The sequence below is a fragment of the Paenibacillus sp. JT31N17 genome (assembly GCF_056269255.1).
The window spans coordinates 116,308-137,638 of record NZ_JBWDNP010000016.1 but is presented as its reverse complement, the minus strand read 5'-3'; the positions used below and the strand labels follow the sequence as shown (position 1 = coordinate 137,638).

Here is a 21,331-nt window from a genome sequence, read left to right as displayed (position 1 = left end):
CTTATTTAATGCTCACAGATCCCGTCAGAGGGCCGTGAATGGACTTTCCTTGCCTATTTGTATAAAACGGTTGGTATGCGGTCATATTCATCGGCCTCCTTTCATTAATTTTGTTTTTCATAATGCCGTCACCCAGCATTTGACAACGTATTCTTTCTGGACCGGCCGCATATAGCGTCGCCTGAATTCAGCTATCGTAAGAGCACCGCCCCGTATTGCATAATCCTGTACCATTATGGTTAAGCTTGTTTGAGTATCAGCGCGCCGAATACAAGGACCAGAAGCCTTAATTCCCTCTAAACCGATAAACTTTAAATAAGGAGAATCAGCCGGCATGGAAGCGAAAAAGAAATGGGATTTGCTCTCGATAGCTTCAATTCCCTTAACCATGACACTGGCCAACTCCATGCTCATTCCCATTCTTCCCGCTATGCAGAAGGCTTTGGGCATCAGTGCATTCCGGGCCAGTCTGATCATCACTGTCTACGCGGCGGTGGCCATTCTGTTCATTCCGCTGGCAGGCTATTTATCGGACCGGTTCAGCCGCAAAGCGGTTATTCTTCCCGGCCTTATTCTGGTCTCGGCTGCCGGCGTGGGAGCTGGCCTCGCGGCATTGTGGGCCAATCACGCCTACGGGCTGATCATCGCGGCTCGTCTGGTCCAGGGACTCGGCTCTGCGGGATGTTTTCCGGTTGTCATTCCGCTAGTCGGAGATCTGTTCAAGAAGAAAGAAGATGTCAGCAGCGGGCTGGGTGTGGTGGAGACCTCCAATACCTTCGGCAAGGTGCTTAGCCCTATTCTGGGCGCATCGCTGGCGATTTGGGCATGGTATATTCCCTTTTTCGCCATTCCATTATTCAGCATGCTTTCATTCGTGCTGGTCCTTCTTCTGGTCAAATCCCCTTCCAAAGAGCGGGAAACAGCCGATACCGGCCTGAGGACCTTCCTGAAAACCACCGGCTCCCTGCTGCGATCGAAGGGCAAATGGCTGTACGGCATCTTCGCGATTGGCGGCATCTGCATGTTTGTCATCTTCGGCAGCCTGTTTTATTTGTCGGAAACCCTGGAGGACCGGGGGCTGAATTCGATCATCAAAGGGCTGGTGCTCGCCGTTCCGCTCGCCTGCCTTTGCCTGACCTCGTATCTGAGCGGCAAATGGATCGGCGAGAATAAAGTTGTGATGAAATGGTCGTGCTTCACCGGATTGGTTGTTGCGGCTGCAAGCCTGTATATACTCGGATGGCTGCAGTGGAGTCATACATGGTGGATGGTCGCTATGCTGGGTGTCTCCTCGACCGGAATCGGCGCTGCGCTGCCAAGCCTGGACGCCCTGATCACGGAAGGCATAGAAAAGGAACAAAGAGGTACAGTGACCTCTTTGTACAGCAGCATGCGGTTTATCGGGGTTGCGGCAGGACCGCCGGCAAGCGCACTGCTGATGGACCGGTCGATGGTACTGCTTTTTACCATTATTGCATCGACGGCGCTCGCCTCCGCTGTCATCACGCTCATTACGATTCGCCCCGGGGCGAAGAGTCGGCCAAACGGCTCGAGGAGTGGCGCTGGGCGGCGTTCGCCAGCGCGTTGAGCTGCATAGACATGAAGCTTGCCGTGCTCCAGCTACATTTCGTGATGATTGTTTCCATGAAGAATTCCTATTCATGATTTGCTTGAACCTCCAATGTTCCCGTGCTTCAAGTTCAGCGCCCCTGCGTTCTCTCTGATGTGTCTTATCATCGCTATTTACAGCGTCTGCGAACATGGTGAAAGTATGGCGACAAGAAGAGATTTGAGGAAAATGAATACTCGTGGAGCTGACTGTTGGCCTCGAGCGGCTCCCATCAGCGCTGCAACAAGGTTTTTCCGGTTTTCAGCGCCGGATACCGGTGCTGGGGCGCGTGTAAGCCGGTTTTTCCTTGTTGGGGATGACTGTTGGGCCTCGAGTGGCCCCCATCAGTGCTGCAGCAAGGTTTTTCCAGTTTACAGCGCCGGATACCGGTGCCGGGGCGCTTGTAAACCGATTTTTCCTTGTTGGAGCTGACTGTTGGGCCTCGAGCGGCCCCCATCAGTGCTGCAGCAAGGTTTTTCCGGTTTTCAGCGCCGGATACCGGTGCTGGGGCGCGTGTAAGCCGGTTTTTCCTTGTTGGGGATGACTGTTGGGCCTCGAGCGGCCCCCATCAGTGCTGCAGCAAGGTTTTTCCAGTTTACAGCGCCGGATACCGGTGCCGGGGCGCTTGTAAACCGATTTTTCCTTGTTGGAGCTGACTGTTGGTCCTCGAGCGGCTCCCATCAGCGCTGCAACAAGGTTTTTCCGGTTTTCAGCGCCGGATACCGCTGCTGGCGCGCTTGCCGAATGCCCAAACCCCGTCACAGTCCAAACTCATATCTCCAAAAACAGGACGGAGTATTGCCATCTTGGCCCAAATCAGGTGAACAACCTGTAAACCAAGCACCATAAGGGTTAACGCAATTACACATTAAAAAAAGACTGGGCGGCACATTTTCAGATGTGCTTCCAGTCTTTTTGTGTTCTAAACAGGCCCATTCTATTTCTTTAATTATATTTATTATAATTTAATATTAGTTTTATATTGATAATTATTATCATATAATTTATAGTTAAAAACATAATCAAACAGAAGAGGTGATTGAACGATGACCACAGATAAAAATAAGCTTACCACAAGCTGGGGCGCTCCGGTTGGAGATAATCAGAACTCCATTACGGCAGGCTCCCGCGGACCGACTCTGATCCAGGATGTCCACCTGCTCGAGAAGCTGGCTCATTTCAACAGAGAGCGCGTTCCGGAGCGGGTCGTTCATGCCAAAGGCGCAGGTGCGCACGGTTATTTCGAGGTTACAGCGGATGTTTCGAAATATACGAAAGCAAGCTTTCTGTCCGAGGTGGGAAAACGCACCCCCATGTTCGCCCGGTTCTCTACCGTGGCCGGCGAGAACGGCTCTGCCGATTCCGTGCGGGATCCGCGCGGCTTTGCCCTGAAATTTTATACCGAAGACGGCAATTATGATCTGGTCGGCAATAATACACCGGTTTTCTTCATTCGCGACGCCATCAAGTTCCCGGACTTTATCCATACGCAAAAGCGCCACCCTGCCACACATCTGAAAAATCCGAATGCGGTATGGGATTTCTGGTCCCTCTCCCCGGAATCGCTGCACCAGGTCACGATTCTGATGTCGGACCGCGGCATTCCCGCCACCTACCGTCATATGCACGGCTTCTCCAGCCACACCTTCAAATGGGTGAATCAGGAGGGAAACGCCGTTTGGGTGAAATACCATTTCAAGACGGAGCAGGGCATCCGCAATCTGACCGAGGAGGTCGGCACCCAAATAGCGGGAGAAAATCCCGATCATCATACCGGGGATTTGTTTAACGCCATTAAGAACGGGGATTTCCCGGCATGGAAATTATTCGTGCAGATTATGCCGCTTGAAGATGCGGATACGTACCGCTTCGACCCCTTCGACGTGACCAAGGTATGGTCGCAAAAGGATTATCCGCTCATAGAAGTCGGGCGGATGGTTCTCGACCGGAATCCGGATAATTATTTTGCCGAGGTGGAGCAGGCTACCTTCTCGCCGGGCACGCTCGTACCGGGCATCGATGTTTCGCCTGACAAAATGCTTCAGGGGCGCTTGTTCGCTTATGCGGATGCGCATCGTTATCGTGTGGGCGCCAACCATCAGGCGCTGCCGGTCAACCGGCCGCGCAATGAGGTGAACAACTACCAGCGTGACGGTCAAATGCGGTTTGACAGCAATGGCGGAGGCTCCGTCTACTATGAGCCCAACAGCTATGGCGGACCTGCAGAGTCCCCGGAAAGCAAGCAAGCCGCGTACCCCGTATCCGGCCTCGCGGCAAGCGTCGCTTATAATGAGCATGATCATTATACGCAGCCGGGAGACCTGTACCGCCTGCTGAGCGAAGAGGAACGGGCACGCCTGATCAAGAACATCGTCGGCGCCATGGCTCCCGTTGAGAAAGACGAGATCAAGCTGCGCCAGATCGGACACTTCTACAAAGCGGATCCGGAATACGGAAGACGCGTTGCAGAGGGGCTTGGACTGGAAGTTCCTCCAGGGCTGTAAGGAGCTATGATTGTTTGGCAATGCGCACAGCTCCCGGTGCGCATTGTGGCATCGTATGACGGTGATAGAACCACATGTGAACGATAAGGGCAGGAAAAACGGTTGTCGCGGTCCCGTGGCGGGGCAGTTAGTTTCTTTCCTTAGACTTTATAGAAAAATTACAGCGTGAAGCCAATAATTCTATACAGACAGGAAGAAACGGCGCTATCGCGGTCCTATGACGGGGCAGTTAGTTTCTTTCCTTAGACTTTATAGAAAAATTACAGCGTGAAGCCAATAATTCTATACAGACAGGAAGAAACGGCGCTATCGCGGTCCTATGAAGGGCAGTTAGTTTGATACTTTTTAACTTTTTATACATTCCGTTTTATCAAAAGGACTCTTTCCCAAACGGGGAAGAAGTCTTTTTTGCATATTTTCACACAAACGCGTTTCATTACGGCGCACATCTGTAGGCGGCATAATAGCCATTGGCCCACATCTGTCCATGGTCCAGTTTCCTATCCGCTTGTTCACGCGAACGTGCTGCCGGTTTTTGAACGTTTCCTGCACTTGCCCGATGCGGCATTTACCTGCCGTACGCAGGATGTCCCGCCGAATCTGCCGCCTCAATCCCGTTGACCCGAATGCTGTCAGCACCGCCCATCAAATACCTGTTATATATTTAGAAGCCGGATAATCCACCTGGAATTGCGCGGATTCCACCCAACTGCCTGATGCGAAGTCCCGGCCTTTCACCAGCACCTTATCTGCGAATACTTCCACGTAATAGCCTTGACTGCCCGCAAGATGCTCGTCCTCATCCGTCCAGAGATAGGCGACCGAGGCCGCATTAAACATGGTTGCCGTAACCCCCCGGCCATCGAACATCGTATGTCTGGCTTCCAGCTGCCAATGCGTATGCCCGCTGAACATAATCGCTTGCGGATGCCCGCCCAGCACCTGCTTCAGCTCGCTGTCCTGCACAACGCCGTACCACCCCTGAGCCTGCAAAGAGCCTGCCACCGTGTCCATAAGCGGCTGGTGCAGGAAAACAAATACCGGCCGGTCCGCGGAGGCTTCCTCGCCCAGCTTCATATCGAGCCACTCCAGCTGCTCCTGCGTCAGATGACAGAAGTCCTTCAGCCCCTGCTCCGTCCCCAGAAAAATAAAATGATACCCATCAATCCAGTGATCATGATAGGCGCCCGTCATACCGCTGTATGCGGTGTAATTCCCTAGCCTCGAAGCCCATTCGCCAAAAGCGACATCGTGATTGCCCACCGCAAACCGGATTGCGGGGAGCCCTTCTTTATTCGCTTCTATGATGTGGTTCAGCTGCTCGTATTCCTTTATAAAACCGTGATCCGTCAGATCGCCGACATGCATAATACCGCTGCTGCCCATACTATTGGCGATAATATCCTTTAGCGCTCTGTCCAAATTCCGGTTGTGTTCATGATCGGCATCTGCAGTCACATGAGTATCTGTTATGACCTGGAAGGTAACCAGCGGTTTCCCCGCTTCGTTATGATCGTTTCGCTTCATTGGAATGCCCGCACTCCTTTTCAAATAGGCTGCTTTTCGGATGTGCATCTTTCGCATTAGCTGCTTTTCATATGTGCATCTTATAGCATAAGCTGCTCACTTCGAATATGTCCCTGTATATTTACCGCCGTTAATGAACCTTGGAGCTGATATTTAATCCGATTACTCCAATGACAATCACAATAATCCATATAATAGAGGAAAGCGGAAGCTGCTCATTGAACAGCTTCACGCCCGCAAGCGAAATCAGGACGATGCCGATACCGGACCAAATCGCATAGGCAACGCTCATATTCATGTAATGCAGCGCATAATTCAGGAACGTAAAGCTCGCTCCGTAGAAGAGGAACATCAGCACGGAAGGCCACAGCCGGGTGAACCCTTCGGACATTTTCATCGATATCGTGCCGGACAGCTCCAGAGCAATCGCCAGGGCAAGAAACAGCCAGCCTATACTGCTCTCCGTCTTCATGCTGGACCTCCCCCCGGCCGAAGCTCCCTATAATCGCCAATGATGATATCCGCATCGGGAAAATCGTCAGCCCGCGCATTCTCGGAGCCGGCTTCGCCAAGCCCAATGCAGAGCCTTGCTCCTGCGGCCCGGCCCATCCGCATATCGCCGTTCGTGTCGCCAATCACGGCCGCTCCCCGGGTGTCAATGGACAGCTTGCGGCAGGCAAGCTCCATCATATCCGGGAATGGCTTGCCCCGCTCCACTTGATCCGTGCCGACTACAGCGCCGAAGTACTGCCGGATGCCCAGCCAATCCAGATGCTTCTCCGCCGCCTGTGTTTCATCGGCGGTTACCACGCCAAGCGGGATACCCTCCGCATGGCATGCCGCAAGAAATTCCACGATCCCGGCGATCGGCCGGGCGGGACGAACCCGCTCCAGCTCCTCGTCCGCATCCAGGCGGCATAACTCCACCAGCTCCTTGGACTTCGCCCATGACAGGCCGAGGCGGTAGCCCTGCCAGATCAGCAGGGCAAACAGCTCCTGCATCGTCCCCATGGCCAGTGGGCCGCCCCGGTCATAGCCGCTGATCGTGCCATCCAGCCTGTGGATCGTCCCCCACAGGGAGGGCTCGAACGCCGGCAGCTCCAGGCCCAGCTCCGCAAGCCTGCTTCTGAAGCTGTTCATCATATGCCCGCTCCAGCCGCCCCACATGGATATGAAGTCCAGCAGAGTTCCATCTTTATCGAATAAAATGCCCGTTATACCATAGCTGCGATGATGGATCATGAGTTCAGGCATTTTACAAGTCACTCCTATTTCAAATTATCCAGCGCTTTCTGCGCGGTTTCCTTCGCTTCCTTAAGCGCCTTCTCCGCCGGTACATTCTCGATCTGCACCTTGTCGGCCGCAATCTTCAGCGCGTCGTTGATTTTGCCTCCCGTTGGGTCCTGGAAAGGAGCGGAGCCATGCGACGCCTGCATCAGCGGGATTTTGCTTTGCGGATTCTGCTCGCTGTAGGCCACAAAATCGGGATCGTTAAGCGCAGATTGACGGACTGCGATGTAACCGGTGTTCATCGACCAGAATGCCGTGTTTTTGGCATTGTTGAAGAACGCGAACCATTTGAACGCCGCCTGCTGCTCCTCCGGGCTTGCTTTTGCCGGAATGCCTGCCATAATCGCATTCGCTACAGGCTTGCCTTCGCCAACGCCCGCCCAGCCCGGCTGCTCCATGGCCCCAAGCTGCGCAAAATCGAGATCGCCCTGGTCGCCGCTTGAACCGGTATAGCCGGCCGCCTGGCTTTTCATCACATCGTCAATCGTCTTGTACCAATATTCCCAGCCTTGTCCGCCGGAGTGAATGCCCATTATGCCGTCCTCATGAATCCACTTGCCAAACAATGACCAGGTATCCACCCATTCCGGGGAATCGATCATAACCGTCTTGCCGTCCTCGCTGAGAATACGTCCGCCCTTGCTTAATACGGCATCAAGCATATTCTCGTAGCCCCACATCGGCTCCCAGCCGTATACGGTTGTTTTGCCATCCGCCTTTTGCGTCATTTTCGCGGCTGCGGCTGCAAGGTCTTCCCAGGTCTTGACTTCCTCGGGCTTAATGCCCGCCTTCTCGAACATATCCTTGCGGTAGTACATGACCTGGGTTGTGCCGTACATCGGGATGAAATATTGCTTGCCGTCCACCTGTCCCTGCGTCAGGAAGGTCTGCACGAAATCCTCTTTGTTATAATCCGGATACTGGGCAATCATATCGTCCATCGGGGCAAAATAACCTTTGCGCGCCCAATCCACGTTGGAAGCCAGAACGGCGGCCGGCACCTTGCCTGCGGCGATGGCAGCCTGAAGCTTCTGCTCGGTCTCCGCGTAATCGGCCTGGACGATTCCCTTCACAATGACTTCCTGCTGGGACGCGTTGAACTCGTCGATGAGCGTCTTCATATGCTCGCCCAGCTTGCCGCCCAGCCCGTACCAGAACTCGATGGTAACCGGCTCCTTGACTTCCGGTTCTTCCGGCGCTGCAGGCTCGGTGTTCACCGCTGTCTCTGCCTCATTCCCGGCCGCTGTATTGGCCGTATTATTCGTTTTTTCCCCACCGGTACCGCATGCCGCAAGCAGGATAAAGCTCATTACCATCGTGAACAGCAGACCCTTTTTGAATACTATCATGTTCATTTCCCCCACTCCATTCGTTTTGTTAACCCTTGTTGACTCCCGCGGATAAATTCACACTTTGCATAATCGTCTTCTGCGTCAGCAGAAACAGCAGCAGTAACGGCGCAATCGTGAATGAGCTGGCTGCCATAATCAGCGGCCATTTCAAGCCATAAGCACCCCCCTCCACGAAGAAGCTGCGCAGACCCGCCGATACCAGCTGCAGATCCGGATTCTTGGTAATGAGCATGGGCCAGAAATAATTGTTGTACTGCTCAATGAACGTGATGAGCACCAGTACCGCAAACGAGGAACGCACAAGCGGAATAAGAAGGGTCCACAATATGCGCGAATGCCCTGCCCCGTCGATTTGCCCGGCCTCCACGATCTCATGAGATACCTGCAAGAAAGCCTGTCTGATCAGAAAGATCGAGAACACGCTGACGCAGTTGGACAAAATCATGCCTGCGTAGGAATCAAGCAGATTCAGCTTGGCCAGCACGATGTAGCTGGGCAAATATACGGCGGTGCTCGGCACCATATAACCAAGCAGGATCACGGCGGTCAAGAGACCCTTCAGCCGGAATTTCATATGGGTCAGCGCGTAGGCCATCATGCCGGAATTGATCACCTGAATGAATGCGATCGCACAGGCCACGCCGATGCTGTTGGTCATATAACGCCAGAAGGGCGCCGCCTCCCAGGCCTCCAGGAAATTGCCCCATTTGGGGGCTTCCGGCCAGAAGGTTGGCGGGAACTGCCAGATCTCGTCATTGGTCTTGAGACCGCTCGTAACCATCCAGTAGAAAGGAAAGGCCATTACGGCGCCGACCAGCACCAGCAGCAGATGCCTTGTGAGGGCAGGCATTGTTTTTCTCTCAGTCATGGGTGTGCTCTCTCCTTCTCCCTTAATTATTAATGGTAGTGCACGCTTCGCCGGCTGACTGTGAACGAAGCCAGCGAGAGCAGCACGCAGCCGATGACAAGCACCACCGCTACAGAGGACGCTTCGCCAATATTGTAGGATTCGAACGCCGATTGATAATACATGTACAATAAGGTCCGCGTGGATCCGGAAGGTCCGCCCTGCGTCATGACATTAATCTGATCGTAGGCCTGCACGGATTGGATAATCAGAACAATCGACAGGAAGAAGGTAGTGGGCGAGATGAGCGGCACCGTAACATGGATGAATCTGCGCCAGCTTCCCGCTCCATCAATCCCGGCCGCCTCCAGCAGATCCGGTGGAACATTGCGCAGCGCCACGAGATAGAACACCATCGCCCAGCCGACAGCTTTCCAGATCGTAACGATCAGGATGCCGACGAGCGCCCAATCGGGATCATTCAACCAGCCGATGCCATCCGAGCCGAATACCCGCAGCACATTGTTGGCAAGACCGACCTCCGGCTCGAAAATCCACGACCATACAATGGAGACCGCGACAGTCGGCGTCACCCACGGGGAGAAGATAAGCGCCCGGTACAAACCCGAGAACCGCAGCTTGCTGTTCAGCAGCATCGCAAAGGCAAGTCCGCCGATCAGGGTCGGTACCACGCTTCCGGCACAGAACAGCAGCGTTACCCCTAGCGCCTTGTAGAAGAGCGGATTGCTGATCAGCTCCGTGTAATTATCAAGGCCGACGAACAGCTTGTCCGGGCTCATGAAATCCCACTCGGTGAAGCTCAGGTAGAAGGCGTACACAAGCGGACCGAGCCAGAAAACCGTGAGCGGAACCATCGCCGGCAGGGTGAAGAGCAGTGCCTTTCCGTCTGCGGCAAGTTTCGATTGTTTCAAATCTGCCCCTCCTAATCGTTCAATATATTTTTAACATTAACAAGTAACTCTCTCGTTTATCCCCCTCATTCCGCATTATCATGTGGGTTCGTTCAAAATTTATTGTACAGTTAAAAGTGTAGAGTTTGGTTTTCTTAGTGTAAAATAGAATTTAAGATCATGTAAAAAAGGATAAATGCCGCATGTTCATTCCTGTGCTTAAAACGTATAATGATACAAGGAGAACCATGATGAATTCAATGCGATTGCAGGTGAACTTATGAAACAGACGGCTTCGGATGGGGAAGAGCGCTCGCCGCTGCAGCGCGGGGAGCTTCGCCGCAAGGTCATTGATGCGATAGCGGATACCATGGATTTGTATGGCGCGACCCATTCATTCGGCGAGCTGTATGGCATTATGTATTTCGAGGACAAGCCCATGACACTCGAAGAGATGAAGACCCATATGAATATGAGCAAAAGCAATATGAGCTATGCGGTCCGTTCGCTGATGGCCTCCAAAATGGTCACCAAGCTGGATGAGAAAGAGGACCGCAAAGATTTGTATCTTGCGGAGACTGATTTCTTCCTCGCGTTCCAGAACTTCTTTACGACCAAGCTGCAGCGCGAAGTGGATGTGATGACGGAGGCGATCAACGGGGTTCTTCCGGATCTGACGGAGCTGATTCTGGCGATGGATACGCCGGAGGAGGAGCGTCAGCTGTGCCTGAAGGATCTGCACAAGCTTCGGCATGGGCTCAGCTATTACACATGGCTGCAGGAATTCGTCAACAATCTACAGGCAGGGCGGTATTTTAGCGAGTGACCGGGGGCGGTAACCGAATGCTGCCTGCCGCGGCATTAATTGAAGCTGACGCGGTTATTCCTAATGCGCGCCACTTACGGCGTTTCGTCCCGGGCGGCCACACAGCTGGCGGGTTAGAAGCTGTTGCTGTTGAATCCGGTAAATAGGGAAGATCCCGGAGGTTTCCAGTAGGGTGGGATCCCGCAGAAACTGCAATATGGTAAATGCTTGAAAAGGCCCTGATCAATCCGCCGACCAGGGCTTTTCGTATGGAAACAACGCCTCACGTGCAGGTTCCTAATACAGGTCTATAAACCGGACCAATAAATATTGCGGGAAACGGCAAAAACCAACCGCCCTTCAAGAGGGAGGTTGGTTTTTGGTGGTCTTTCTTTTACTTATTCAACATCGTCCGCGATGTTTTTCTCCCATGTTTCGCTGCCGTCCGAATTCCGGACCGATTCATGAGATACAGTCGCTTCCTGCACATCTCCGAATGCCCAGTGGCTTGTCGGTACGTCAGGGAACATGGCACCCAGGCCGTTCAAAGGTCCGCGATACAGCATGCGGTTAATCAACGTTACCGCTTCGGAACGGATAATGCTGTTGCTAGGCCTGAACGATCCGTCCGGATAACCGGCGAGGAAATGGTTGCGATACAATTCTTCGATCGCAGACGCCGCCCAGTGGCCTTTAACATCGTTGAAATGCAATTCCCCAGGCTTGCTTACATCAAGCTTGAGGAAGCGCACCATAACCGATGCCAGTTCTCCTCTTGTTACTGCAGCGTCGGGACGGAATGTGCCGTCTTCGAAACCGCTGAAGTAGCCGTGCTTCGTTGCAATTTTAATATAGTTTGCCGCCCAGTAATCGGCCGGCACATCGGTAAAGCTGAGCGTATCCTCCAGCTGATTGTTCTCCGTCAGACGGGCAACAATCGCCGCAAGCTCCGCTCGTGTAAGCGAGCGGTTCGGTTTGAACAGCCCATCCGGGTAGCCCAGAATGTAACGCTGATGCTCCAGCTTTTCAATGGAGAATACTTGAATTTTCACAGCCGATTGCGCCTTTACAGGAGCGGCTGAATTATTGTTCACAGTAAACTCGCCCGATACGTCGAATGATGCGTCGTTTGCATCCAGCTGAAGCCATTTCACAACGATCTTGAAGCTTCCCGATCCTCCACCCGGAAGATCCTTAATCGGCCAGAAAATCGTGTTTCCTTCTACTTTACCGCCATTGGCATCAATAATTTCCACGCCCTCGGGAAGCGTTACTTTAATTTCTCCCGCAGCCAGTTGGGCTGTGGATTGATTTTTGTAATCGACTGTAATCGTCGATTGGCCGCCTGCTTCCACAAGGTTCTTGTCCACGGAAAGATTCAGCGTTACATCAGGTGCGGCTGGCGGAATGTAGACAGGCCCAGGCCCTGGAGTAACCGGAGCCAATTGTAGATCATGCTTCACGATATCCCGTTCAACCGAGATTGTTGGGCTTGTATAGCTGTCGTAGCCGTCTTTTGTAACGGTCAGATAATAATCCGTCTCCGGGAATACCATGTACGCATAGAAGCCATGCTCATCGCTGAGCTGTTCCGGGCTCGCGTTGTCGTTCGGGTCGAAGCCCACCAGGAGAGGCAGTGTAACCTCGCCATTCGGCGTTCTGCCGTTGTCTTTGTTGCGCTGCGTATCCGCAAAATGCAGAACGACTTTCGCACCTTCGATCTTGGCTCCTGTCACCGCATCCGTGATCGTACCGTACGGATCGACCAGTTCCTCGGTAATGTTCATTTCGCCGTTGGCCCTAACGCCTACAGTGCCGCGGCTGATAATGATTTCCTGGCCTGGAGCAAGCTCGTAGCTGACTTCCAGCGTGTAGTCGCCTACTGCCAACCCATCTGCATTAAACAGACCTTGGGCTTGCAGCTCGAATGCTTTGGGAACGCCGTTCTCGGAAACATAATTTCCGGCGGCATCCTTAAGATATACTTTCGTTTTGCCCAGCATTTCATCGCTGATCAGGCTGGTTTTGCCATCCGGCTTCTGGAACAAAACGATACCGGTTACGGTCTTCTCGGAATCGAAGCTCTCATCCTCACTGCCGGTAACCGTACCGACATGAGCTTTCTGATTAAAGGTTACCGGAGTCTCAATACCGCCGACAATCACGGTTTGCGTAACCTCCAGATCGTATTCCGCATCGCCCTTGGGAACCGGAATCGAATAAGCGCCGTTGGAGTCGGTTACGACCGTTCCGTCAAAGTCGACGCCGGCTTCGATCTTGCCGTCTCCGTTCAGATCAAGCGTCACTCTCACACTGGCGCCGGGAACAGGCTCGTTCGTATCGCCTTTGGTGATGACCCCTTTGATCGTAGCGGGCTGGAAGGTCACCGTAATTTGATCTCGGCCGCTCAAGCCTTTGTCGGGATCGTAGACTGTAGCCATAACCGGAATTTGCTGCTCGTCGATGCCGGTGATTTTGGCCGACTTATAGGTTACGACCGCTTTACCCTGCTCATCCGTAACGGCTTTATTGGATCCGACAAACTCTCCGATTGGCGCGCTGAATTCCACCTCAACGCCGGAAAGCGGATTGCCGTCTGCATCCTTAAGCACAGCGGTCAGCTCGGTAGTCGACTTGCCGTCTCCCACGATTTTATCCGGGTTTGCGGTTAGCGCAAGATCCACTCCGACAACCTCGAACTTATTGTCCGCCAGCTTGTTCTCCGGCTCGGCCGGCAGCAGGGAATCATCGGATTTTCTCGCCTCGAAGGCTACCGTGTATACGCCGGTTGCCGTCTCGGCCGGGAGAACGAAATTATTGTCCATCCATGACTTGAAACCATCCAGAAGGTACGTTTCGGGGTTCGCGAGTGTCAGCTCAACAGGCTGGCCGTTCACAATCGCTGTTACCGAATCAGCCTGCAGCGAGCTTACCGCAGACAGCAGAAGCGGCTCCCCGGGAATCGCCTTAACGACGTTCGGGTCCCCCAGCCCCTTGAAGCCAACCCAACCGTCGAGAGCCCGGTGAATCTTGATGGTGACTTCGGCAGGCGAGCTTATCTGATGATAAGTATCGTCCGTTACTGTGAATGAGAATGCATCTTCTCCCCATTGAAAGCCTTCATTCGGCGTATAGATCCAATGTCCGGAATCTATCTGCTGCAGTTCGCCTTTGTCCGGATCAACCGTAATGCTATAAGTCAAAGGCGAACTTTCCGCATCTTCCCCGATCAGCACAATCGGAATGGACAGCGTGCCTTCTTCCACATTTACAGTTTGCGGTTTGGCGATCGGGATACCGTCATAAGTAATGACAATTGCGGCAGGCGCTTCGGAATATTGCTTGCCGTCATACCCTTCCCACTCAAAAGTAACCGGCTCATCAATAGTCAATCCCGGATCCGGAATAAAAATCAGATTGTTCAATTCATTGAAATCAATTTCATTGTTAACCGGAATGTCGATATACGTTGCATCAGTGACCGTATTATACTTCAGCGTTCCCTTGTCACTGCTTGGACCTGTTATACGGATTTTGGTCAAGACATCGCCGTCATTGTCTACATAACCCAAATCGTTCTTCGCAATGGCAACATTTTGCCCTTCAAGTCCCGTTTCAGCTACTGGATTAACGACCGGCGGCGTGTTGATTTTGATGGTAACCGTTGCAGGTGTCTGCGCGTACTGCAAACCATCCGATCCATTCCATTCGAAGGTTACCGTTCCGGTTTGGCCTGCATCCGGAATGAATTTCAGAGATTCCAGCTCGTCTGCAGAAATAATATCTCCGTCTGTGACAACTTTTTCTTCTGTATCTCCATCAGGAAGATACACCAATTTGCCTGAAGTCGGCACATGGACGATCTTCACTTGTGTCAGAGGTTCATTAGGAACAGTAGGATCGGCATATGCATCTGAAATATTTTCACCCAAAGGAATTTCTTCAGTGCCCTTGTTGACCGGTATTACCGTATTATCAACCGTTGGCGCCAGATTAGGCGTGATGGTAACATCAGCGTCGAATTGGGAGTATTTCCCTTGATCAGGGTCATACCCGTTCCATTTGAATGTGACCGGCTCATCGAAGCTGCCATTCGAATTGGGGATAAACTGCAGCTCGTCCAATTGGGCATAGTCGATATCCATTCCCTCGGTGACAGTCGCTTCACCAAGCTTGAGGACGCCAAGTCCCGGATCTGGCAGCGCAACGATTTTCACCTTTTCCAGATCGTTGTCTGTGGCGCCATTAATTTTGGAGAATTTGCTTTTGAATTCCTCTTTGGCAAATGCAGTCGGCTCATACTGGCTGCCGGATTTCGCTATGTTCGACACCTTCGGATCGAATGTGGACATAGAGTAGATGTGCTCGGCTTTAGTAGGGATTTCATTGTCTTTGTTTGGCCCTGACTCTTCTTTCTCCTTATCAAATAAAATGATATTGACTGTATACTCTTCGTCTGTTTTTATTTGTCCATTTTGTAGGAGAAGCGTATATTCATCTCCGAGAGTCTCTTCAGAAACTTCTTGAGTCGACGCCATCAGGTTGTTGCCTTCATCATCGATCACATTTGCTTCAATGATAAAATCTTGCCCGGGAACCGGGTCCTTGCCAACGACCTTTGTCTCTACTGTAATCTTGCCATTAATGACTTCAACCTGAACGTCGGTTAATTCGGCCGTTACTCGGCTACCTCCGTCAAAAACCAATTGACCCCAGTCAATCGCTGTTTCCCAGGGGGAATTGTCTGATCCCGAGGGGTTTTGATGGACTGAAATACCAACATAGTTGTCACCGTTTTGCACTTGGTTCTTGTCAAGCTTGAATACGGTTGTGTTCCATATGCCATCGTTTCCAGACAAGGCCCCAACATAAGATGCAATGGGGAATCCTTTTTTATAGACAGCGTCATTCCAAGGTGCCCCGGATGGCAATGTATAACCCGACGGAAGGCCCGGATCGGCGGTCAAAGCTATATTTGAAGGATCCTTGGAAAGATAAACTCTGTCCCATTCCCCATTCTCCTCATCCACGTCATATGCCCTGATTAGCAAATAAACGCTGGATTGCGGCTCTGTATCCGCTTGGATCTTAAACTCAAATGGATATTTGGTTTTCCCATTGGAAATAGCAGAACCTACCGAAGGTTTGCCGCCCGAAAGCGTATATGAATCCAAATCTCCATCTGCAGCACTTTCCTCTTGTCCCCCTCCCCAATTATCAGTACCCTGAAAATAAGTAGCACCGCCGGCCGCAGGTACTCCTCCCTCCGCCGCAAATGAAGGCGTGACCGCTCCCAGCAGCAGAAACAAGGCCATTACAAGCGAGACTATACGTTTGCTCGTTGTTCTCTTTCTCAAAATTTGTTTTCCCCTCTCAGTTGACTTTAATTTGATATATGACTTCAAAACGGTGAAACCTCCTCTACCAGAAGCAGCCTCGCTACCTCCGCCTCCTCATACAATCCCTCCATGTCGATTCTGATAGATATAGTTCCTTAATCCTAGTCTTACAGAATCATTTTATTCTAGATCATCTGAACTTTTTCTTATAAACCCACAAAAAAACAGCTACTTCGACAATTAATTTTCAAAAAAATAGAAAAGGATGACGAAACAGAATAATTCATAGGTATATCGGTTCAGATGTTCAAAACTATCATACAGGTACATTCTGAACAAAATCTGAACTTGATAGAGCGCATTCAAAGCATGCGCCAGCCCATATCAATTTCAGACAAAAACATGCCGGTTGCAACCATTTCCACAAGAGGGATTTGCAGGTATCGTAAAGAGGCAAGACTAATCCGATATAAGGGAGTGTGCCTGCATGAATATGTCCACATCGACTGACCGCTTGACCCCGCTTACCCGGGAACAGCTTCAATTTTATAAGGATAACGGCTATCTCATTCTGCGCAAAAGCGCCAGCGACGATTTGATCGATGCCTTTAATGCTCATATCCGGAGCATCCGCCTGTCTGAGGATATGCCGGAATGGGCAAAGCCCAGGAGGGGACAGGATGTTGTGGAAGACAAGGACCGTTTTTCCCTGCGTCTCTTTAATCCTCATCTGCACGATGGTTTCGCAAAGCAGATGATGAAGCTTCCTGTTATCCGCGGCGCTCTCGCCCAGCTGCTCGGGGATGAAGCGGCCGGCGTTCAGAGCATGTATTTCTACAAGGAGCCAGGAGCGCCCGGTCAGGCCGCCCATCAGGATTATTACTATATCCGCAACGAACCCAACTCGCTCACGGCCGCTTGGGTGGCGATGGAATACACGGACGAGGAGAACGGCTGCCTCTACGTCATCCCCGGCTCGCACAAGATCGGCATTCTCCCGCACGGCAAGGTGAAGAATCTGGAGGAGCACGAGGCCTGGACGGACGAGGTCGAAGGCGTAGACCTGAGCCGGGAGGTTGCCGTCGTGCTGGATAAAGGGGATATCCTGTTCTTCGACAGCCTGCTGATTCATTCGTCGACCCGCAACCGCTCTAAGCGTTGGCGGCGTTCCTATGTCTGCCATTATATCCGCCATGATTCCACAATTGAGCGGGAGGATTTGAAGAAAAAATATTCTCTTGAATAGTGGAGGATGAGCGTTATTGAATCAGGATGAATTGCAGCCCGCTTCATGGTTTGACGTCCGACGTGCTGCTGCGGGTTCTGTCACCTACGCGCCCGGCGGCACCTTCGGCCCGCGCGTGCAGCAGGATCTCCAGCTGGTGCTGGTGATTACCGGCTCCATGACCGTGTCGATCGATGGCACTCCTTATGCGGTACCTGCAGGCCACACCGCCTTGCTGAAGCCGAACCACCATGAAGCTTTTCAATTCGATACCCATCGGAATACCCTGCATCTATGGATCAACGTCTGTCCTGACGGGCTGCCTCCTTCCCTGCTGGACGGCTTCAACGCGCTGCCGTTGGCCCTGCCGCTGTCCGATGAAATGAACCGGCTGGCGGAGCTGATGCTCGCCCTGCAGCGCAGCGGCTCCGCTCCGGAGGCGGACGTGATCCGCACGCTGGGATGGGCCGCCATGCAGCTCTTCCTCGAGGAGCATGGGCGCATTAGCGCCAATGTCCGGAAGCATCCCTCGGTATTGGTGACCAAGGATGAAATCCGCATCCGATATGCAGACAATCTGAGCCTGAATGACCTCGCCCGCGCCGCAGGCCTGTCGCCTGAGCATCTGATCCGGCTGTTTCGCCGGGACGAAGGGGTAACGCCGATTCAGTACCTGTGGCGCTACAGGCTGCAGCAGGGACTGGGCCTGCTGCGCAGCACGGGTCTGTCGATCAGCGAGGTATCCGGGCAGGCCGGATTCAAGACGGTCTACCATTTCAATCGGATGATCAAGCGGCAGACCGGCATGACACCAAGCGAGATCAGGCGGGAAGCCCTGTTATATGAATAGAAAAAAGGCGTCCGCCAAGCCATAATCCGACTTGGTGGACGCCTTTTGCTGCCTGCTTTTGCCTTAATTGACCGTAAAATCTTTCACGCCTATTGCCTGATTAAACTGCCTGATTCTCGCAAGGGGCCTCTCCTTAAAGGGGAAGCTCCTTAAGCCGCCGAACGTGAGCGCCCCGGCAAGCGGTTCATGCCTGCTTATTTCATCGACAGCCGCCAGTCTGAGCCTTGCCGTTATCTCAGGATACAGATCCGCCAGCTGGTTTAGCTCGTTGCGGTCTTCCGTGAGATGGAACAACTGCTCCCGCCCGCCGTTCGACATGTAGATGTACTTATAATCCTGATTCCTGACCATGACTTTAAAGTTCGGGGTTCCCGGCTTGCCGTACCAGCCGAACAGCAATTCCCGGGGAGCCGCCTTGCCAGTTACGCTTCCCAGCACATCGACTCCGTCCCTCGTCTGAAGGTCCCCGCCTGCATGCGTGACGATGGAGAACAAATCCGTAAGGCAGACGAGCTCATCTCTTCGTTCCCCCTTCGGCAGCCGCGCCGGCCAACTGACCATGAACGGCACGCGGGCCGACGCTTCGAAGAAGCTTTCCTTCTGCCAGGCATGATGGTCGCCCATATGGTCGCCATGGTCGCTGTAAAAGCAAATAAGCGTATCATCCGCATCGGGCCTGCTCTCTACGGCATCGAGGATCCTGCCCAGACATTGATCAATGTAGGTAATCTCCCCGTAATAACGCGCCTTCAGCGCCCGGGCGCGGGGATCGTCGATATTCTCCGCCCAGATAAGATGATTCATCCAGCTGAGCTGCTCGTCCATGAAATCCGTCTCCAGATCCCCGCGGATAGGACTTGGCATCGCGTCGGGATTGTACATGCGATTGAACGGTACGGGAGGAGCGAGCGGCGGATGCGGGCCGATGAACGAAACGTACCCGAAATAGGGCCGTTCGTCCGCTTCCGCCTGCAATAGCTCGACCGCCCGGTCCGCGACCCATGCCTCCACAGTCAGCTCCGCCGGAAGCGGACTGGTCTGGGGCATGTAATACATTTCGGTCCTTTCGCCGTGCAGCTGCTCGATATGACTGTACTCCGGATGCTGCTCGGCGATAAATCTGGCGTAGTCGTCTCCCTGCAGCTGCTCCTCGGTGTCCATCAGCTCTTCGGTTCGCAGCTGAACCTCATAACCCAGATCTTCATTCCATGGATCCGTATGAAACTTGCCGACACCAAACGTCCTGTAGCCCATGGCTTTCATCGTCCGCGGCAAGTAATCTCCGCAGCGCTCCTCGGGGCCCCGGGGCTGGCGGTCCGAAAGATGCAGACCGCCGTTATCGTAATACCCGGTATGGTAAGGCTCCCTTCCCGTCTGGATCGTATACCGTGCGGGCACACAGACCGGACAGGTGGAATAGGCTTTGTCGTAGGTTAGTCCGCGCGCAACCAGCCGGTCCATATTAGGGGTCTTTACAATGCCGTCCCCGAGCGCGCCGATGGCATCCGCACGCAGCTGATCGCACATGATCAGCAGAATATTGGGTTGTTTCATTAGATCCGCTCCCGCCTTGCGCTCCTGCGCTATTCGGCCTTTTTCATGCCGTAATCGTTCTCTTTCGTCCAATCATTTGTCGTCTTCGCGTTATCCATGCCTTTTTTCCATTCCATATTCAGTTCCGTCGTCAGCTTGGCAACGTCTACCGAACCGCCCAGATAAAGCTGCAGGGACTTCACCAGGAAGTCGGAAAATTCCTTGATTGTGGCAGGCCCGGTGTAATTCGCCCTGCGGATGTCTTCATTCTGCATCACGAAGCCCTGCAGCTTCTCAGGCAGATTGGCATTGTTGATTGTCGGCAGGTAGCTCAAGGCTTCTCCAAGCTTGCCCTGAATTTCCGGCGATGTCAGGTACATGATCAGGTCTGCGGCTGCGTCCAGCTTCTCGTCCTTGGCGCTGCTGGAGATTGCCCACGACTCGTTCGCGGCTCCGCCCAGCATAACGGATTTGCCCATCGCTTCCGGGAACTGCTCCTTCGTGATGACCGGAATCGGCATGCCGCCGTATTCGAAATTCCGGCCTTCCATATCTTCCACAAGCGACAGATCGGCGGAATTCAGCGGAAGCATAGCGGCTTTGCCTGTCAGCCAAAGCTGCTGAGCCGTTTTCTCGTCGATGCCGTTAAAATCCGTATTCCAGTACTGCGAGAAATCCTTGAACAGCTCAAGTCCGTCCTTGAACGGATATTTCGTATAGTCGACCAAGCCTTCGTCCGTAGCGCGCGCCAGTTCGTTTTTGATAACCTGGTTGTCTCCGTCCGTGTCCATTTTTTTGCGGAGCTGCTCATCAAGCTGACCGAATATCGAGGTTAAGAACCAGCTCATATGGCTGTTGGATTGTCCCGACATGGCCATCGGAGTAATGCCCGCTTCCTGGAGCTTTTTGCATGCGTCAATGAATTCTGTCCAGGTTTCCGGAGCTTTGGCAATTCCCGCCTGCTCGAACAGTTCCTTGTTATACAGGATCCGGATCATGGCAGTAAACGCCGGAGCGGAGTTGATGATCCCGTTGGCCGGGTTGATGCTGTCTTTGTAAAAGGACGGGAGGAACGTTTCTTTCCATGGCTTCCCCGGGTTGTACGGCGATTCCTTGTCCATATAAGGCGTCAGATCCAGAACCTGCTGCTTGGCAAAATCTTCCCAAACCCATGCCATCCGGGTCAGGACCACCTCTGGCATGCTGTTGGCAGCCTGCTGCGTGACCATCCACGTTCTGTAGTTGTTGTCCGGAATGAAGGTGAATTCCACTTCTGTGCCCGTTTTCGCTTTGTATTCGTCGAATATTTCTTTGTACGTCTCTTCGACCTTCTGCGCGGTGGCGAATTCGGCGCCCCAATAGGCCACGGTGATTTTGGTTGCTTCGCCGCCCGTGTTCGCAGCTTCACCGGCTGTCGAAGCTTCAGATGAATTCACGTTGGCATTGTTCCCTCCGCATGCCGATAATGCGGTTAGCGCGATGATGAGGCTCAGCGCCAGAAGACCCGACTTTAATTTTTTATGCATCCTGCAATACCCC

14 protein-coding genes are annotated in these 21,331 nt (G+C 53.0%); 5 read left to right on the top strand and 9 right to left on the bottom strand.

Going from position 1 to position 21,331, the window contains the following annotated elements; translation table 11 throughout:
• The first annotated feature begins 334 nt into the window (after window positions 1-334).
• Window positions 335-1,588: an MFS transporter gene (locus AC0YOB_RS31940; RefSeq protein ID WP_475796215.1), complete on the top strand. Its 1,254-nt coding sequence runs from the start codon at window positions 335-337 to the stop codon at window positions 1,586-1,588.
• A 1,067-nt stretch (window positions 1,589-2,655) separates the two neighbouring features.
• On the top strand, window positions 2,656-4,113 hold the full coding sequence (gene katA / locus AC0YOB_RS31935; RefSeq protein ID WP_475796214.1) for a catalase KatA: 1,458 nt from the start codon (window positions 2,656-2,658) through the stop codon (window positions 4,111-4,113).
• A 645-nt stretch (window positions 4,114-4,758) separates the two neighbouring features.
• Here katA and AC0YOB_RS31930 read toward each other — a convergent pair.
• From AC0YOB_RS31930 to AC0YOB_RS31905, 6 genes are all read right to left on the bottom strand, one after another.
• Window positions 4,759-5,640, bottom strand: coding sequence for a metallophosphoesterase family protein (locus tag AC0YOB_RS31930; protein ID WP_475796213.1), 882 nt, complete (start codon window positions 5,638-5,640; stop codon window positions 4,759-4,761).
• A gap of 130 nt (window positions 5,641-5,770) precedes the next feature.
• Window positions 5,771-6,112 carry a DMT family transporter gene (locus AC0YOB_RS31925; protein ID WP_379114647.1) on the bottom strand — a complete coding sequence of 114 codons (342 nt, stop codon included), beginning with the start codon at window positions 6,110-6,112 and terminating at the stop codon, window positions 5,771-5,773.
• On the bottom strand, window positions 6,109-6,894 hold the full coding sequence (locus AC0YOB_RS31920) for an HAD family hydrolase (RefSeq protein WP_475796212.1): 786 nt from the start codon (window positions 6,892-6,894) through the stop codon (window positions 6,109-6,111). Before AC0YOB_RS31920 ends, AC0YOB_RS31925 begins: the two co-directional genes overlap by 4 nt.
• A 14-nt stretch (window positions 6,895-6,908) precedes the next feature.
• On the bottom strand, window positions 6,909-8,279 hold the full coding sequence (locus tag AC0YOB_RS31915) for an ABC transporter substrate-binding protein (RefSeq protein ID WP_475796211.1): 1,371 nt from the start codon (window positions 8,277-8,279) through the stop codon (window positions 6,909-6,911).
• Between the two features lie 28 nt (window positions 8,280-8,307).
• Entirely contained in the window at window positions 8,308-9,150 is an 843-nt protein-coding gene (locus AC0YOB_RS31910; protein ID WP_475769968.1) for a carbohydrate ABC transporter permease, read from the bottom strand.
• A 29-nt stretch (window positions 9,151-9,179) separates the two neighbouring features.
• On the bottom strand, window positions 9,180-10,004 hold the full coding sequence (locus AC0YOB_RS31905) for a carbohydrate ABC transporter permease (RefSeq protein WP_475770050.1): 825 nt from the start codon (window positions 10,002-10,004) through the stop codon (window positions 9,180-9,182).
• A 316-nt stretch (window positions 10,005-10,320) separates the two neighbouring features.
• On the opposite strand from AC0YOB_RS31905, the gene AC0YOB_RS31900 reads away from it, so the two are divergent.
• Window positions 10,321-10,866, top strand: coding sequence for a GbsR/MarR family transcriptional regulator (locus tag AC0YOB_RS31900; protein ID WP_210044678.1), 546 nt, complete (start codon window positions 10,321-10,323; stop codon window positions 10,864-10,866).
• Window positions 10,867-11,243: 377 nt separating this feature from the next.
• On the opposite strand, the gene AC0YOB_RS31895 is transcribed toward AC0YOB_RS31900, so the two are convergent.
• The gene (locus AC0YOB_RS31895; RefSeq protein ID WP_475796210.1) at window positions 11,244-16,202 is read right to left on the bottom strand and encodes an S-layer homology domain-containing protein; all 4,959 of its coding nucleotides are present in this window, start codon (window positions 16,200-16,202) and stop codon (window positions 11,244-11,246) included.
• Between the two features lie 469 nt (window positions 16,203-16,671).
• Here AC0YOB_RS31895 and AC0YOB_RS31890 point away from each other — a divergent pair, with 469 nt between their 5' ends.
• Window positions 16,672-17,430: a phytanoyl-CoA dioxygenase family protein gene (locus tag AC0YOB_RS31890; RefSeq protein WP_475769966.1), complete on the top strand. Its 759-nt coding sequence runs from the start codon at window positions 16,672-16,674 to the stop codon at window positions 17,428-17,430.
• A 16-nt stretch (window positions 17,431-17,446) separates the two neighbouring features.
• Complete coding sequence (locus AC0YOB_RS31885; protein ID WP_475796209.1) at window positions 17,447-18,259, top strand: AraC family transcriptional regulator; 813 nt, start codon at window positions 17,447-17,449, stop codon at window positions 18,257-18,259.
• Window positions 18,260-18,322: 63 nt separating this feature from the next.
• Here AC0YOB_RS31885 and AC0YOB_RS31880 read toward each other — a convergent pair whose 3' ends face one another.
• Together AC0YOB_RS31880 and AC0YOB_RS31875 are read right to left on the bottom strand one after the other, a co-directional pair.
• Window positions 18,323-19,813, bottom strand: coding sequence for a sulfatase family protein (locus AC0YOB_RS31880; RefSeq protein ID WP_475796208.1), 1,491 nt, complete (start codon window positions 19,811-19,813; stop codon window positions 18,323-18,325).
• Between the two features lie 29 nt (window positions 19,814-19,842).
• Entirely contained in the window at window positions 19,843-21,318 is a 1,476-nt protein-coding gene (locus AC0YOB_RS31875; protein WP_475796207.1) for an ABC transporter substrate-binding protein, read from the bottom strand.
• Window positions 21,319-21,331: the final 13 nt, after the last annotated feature.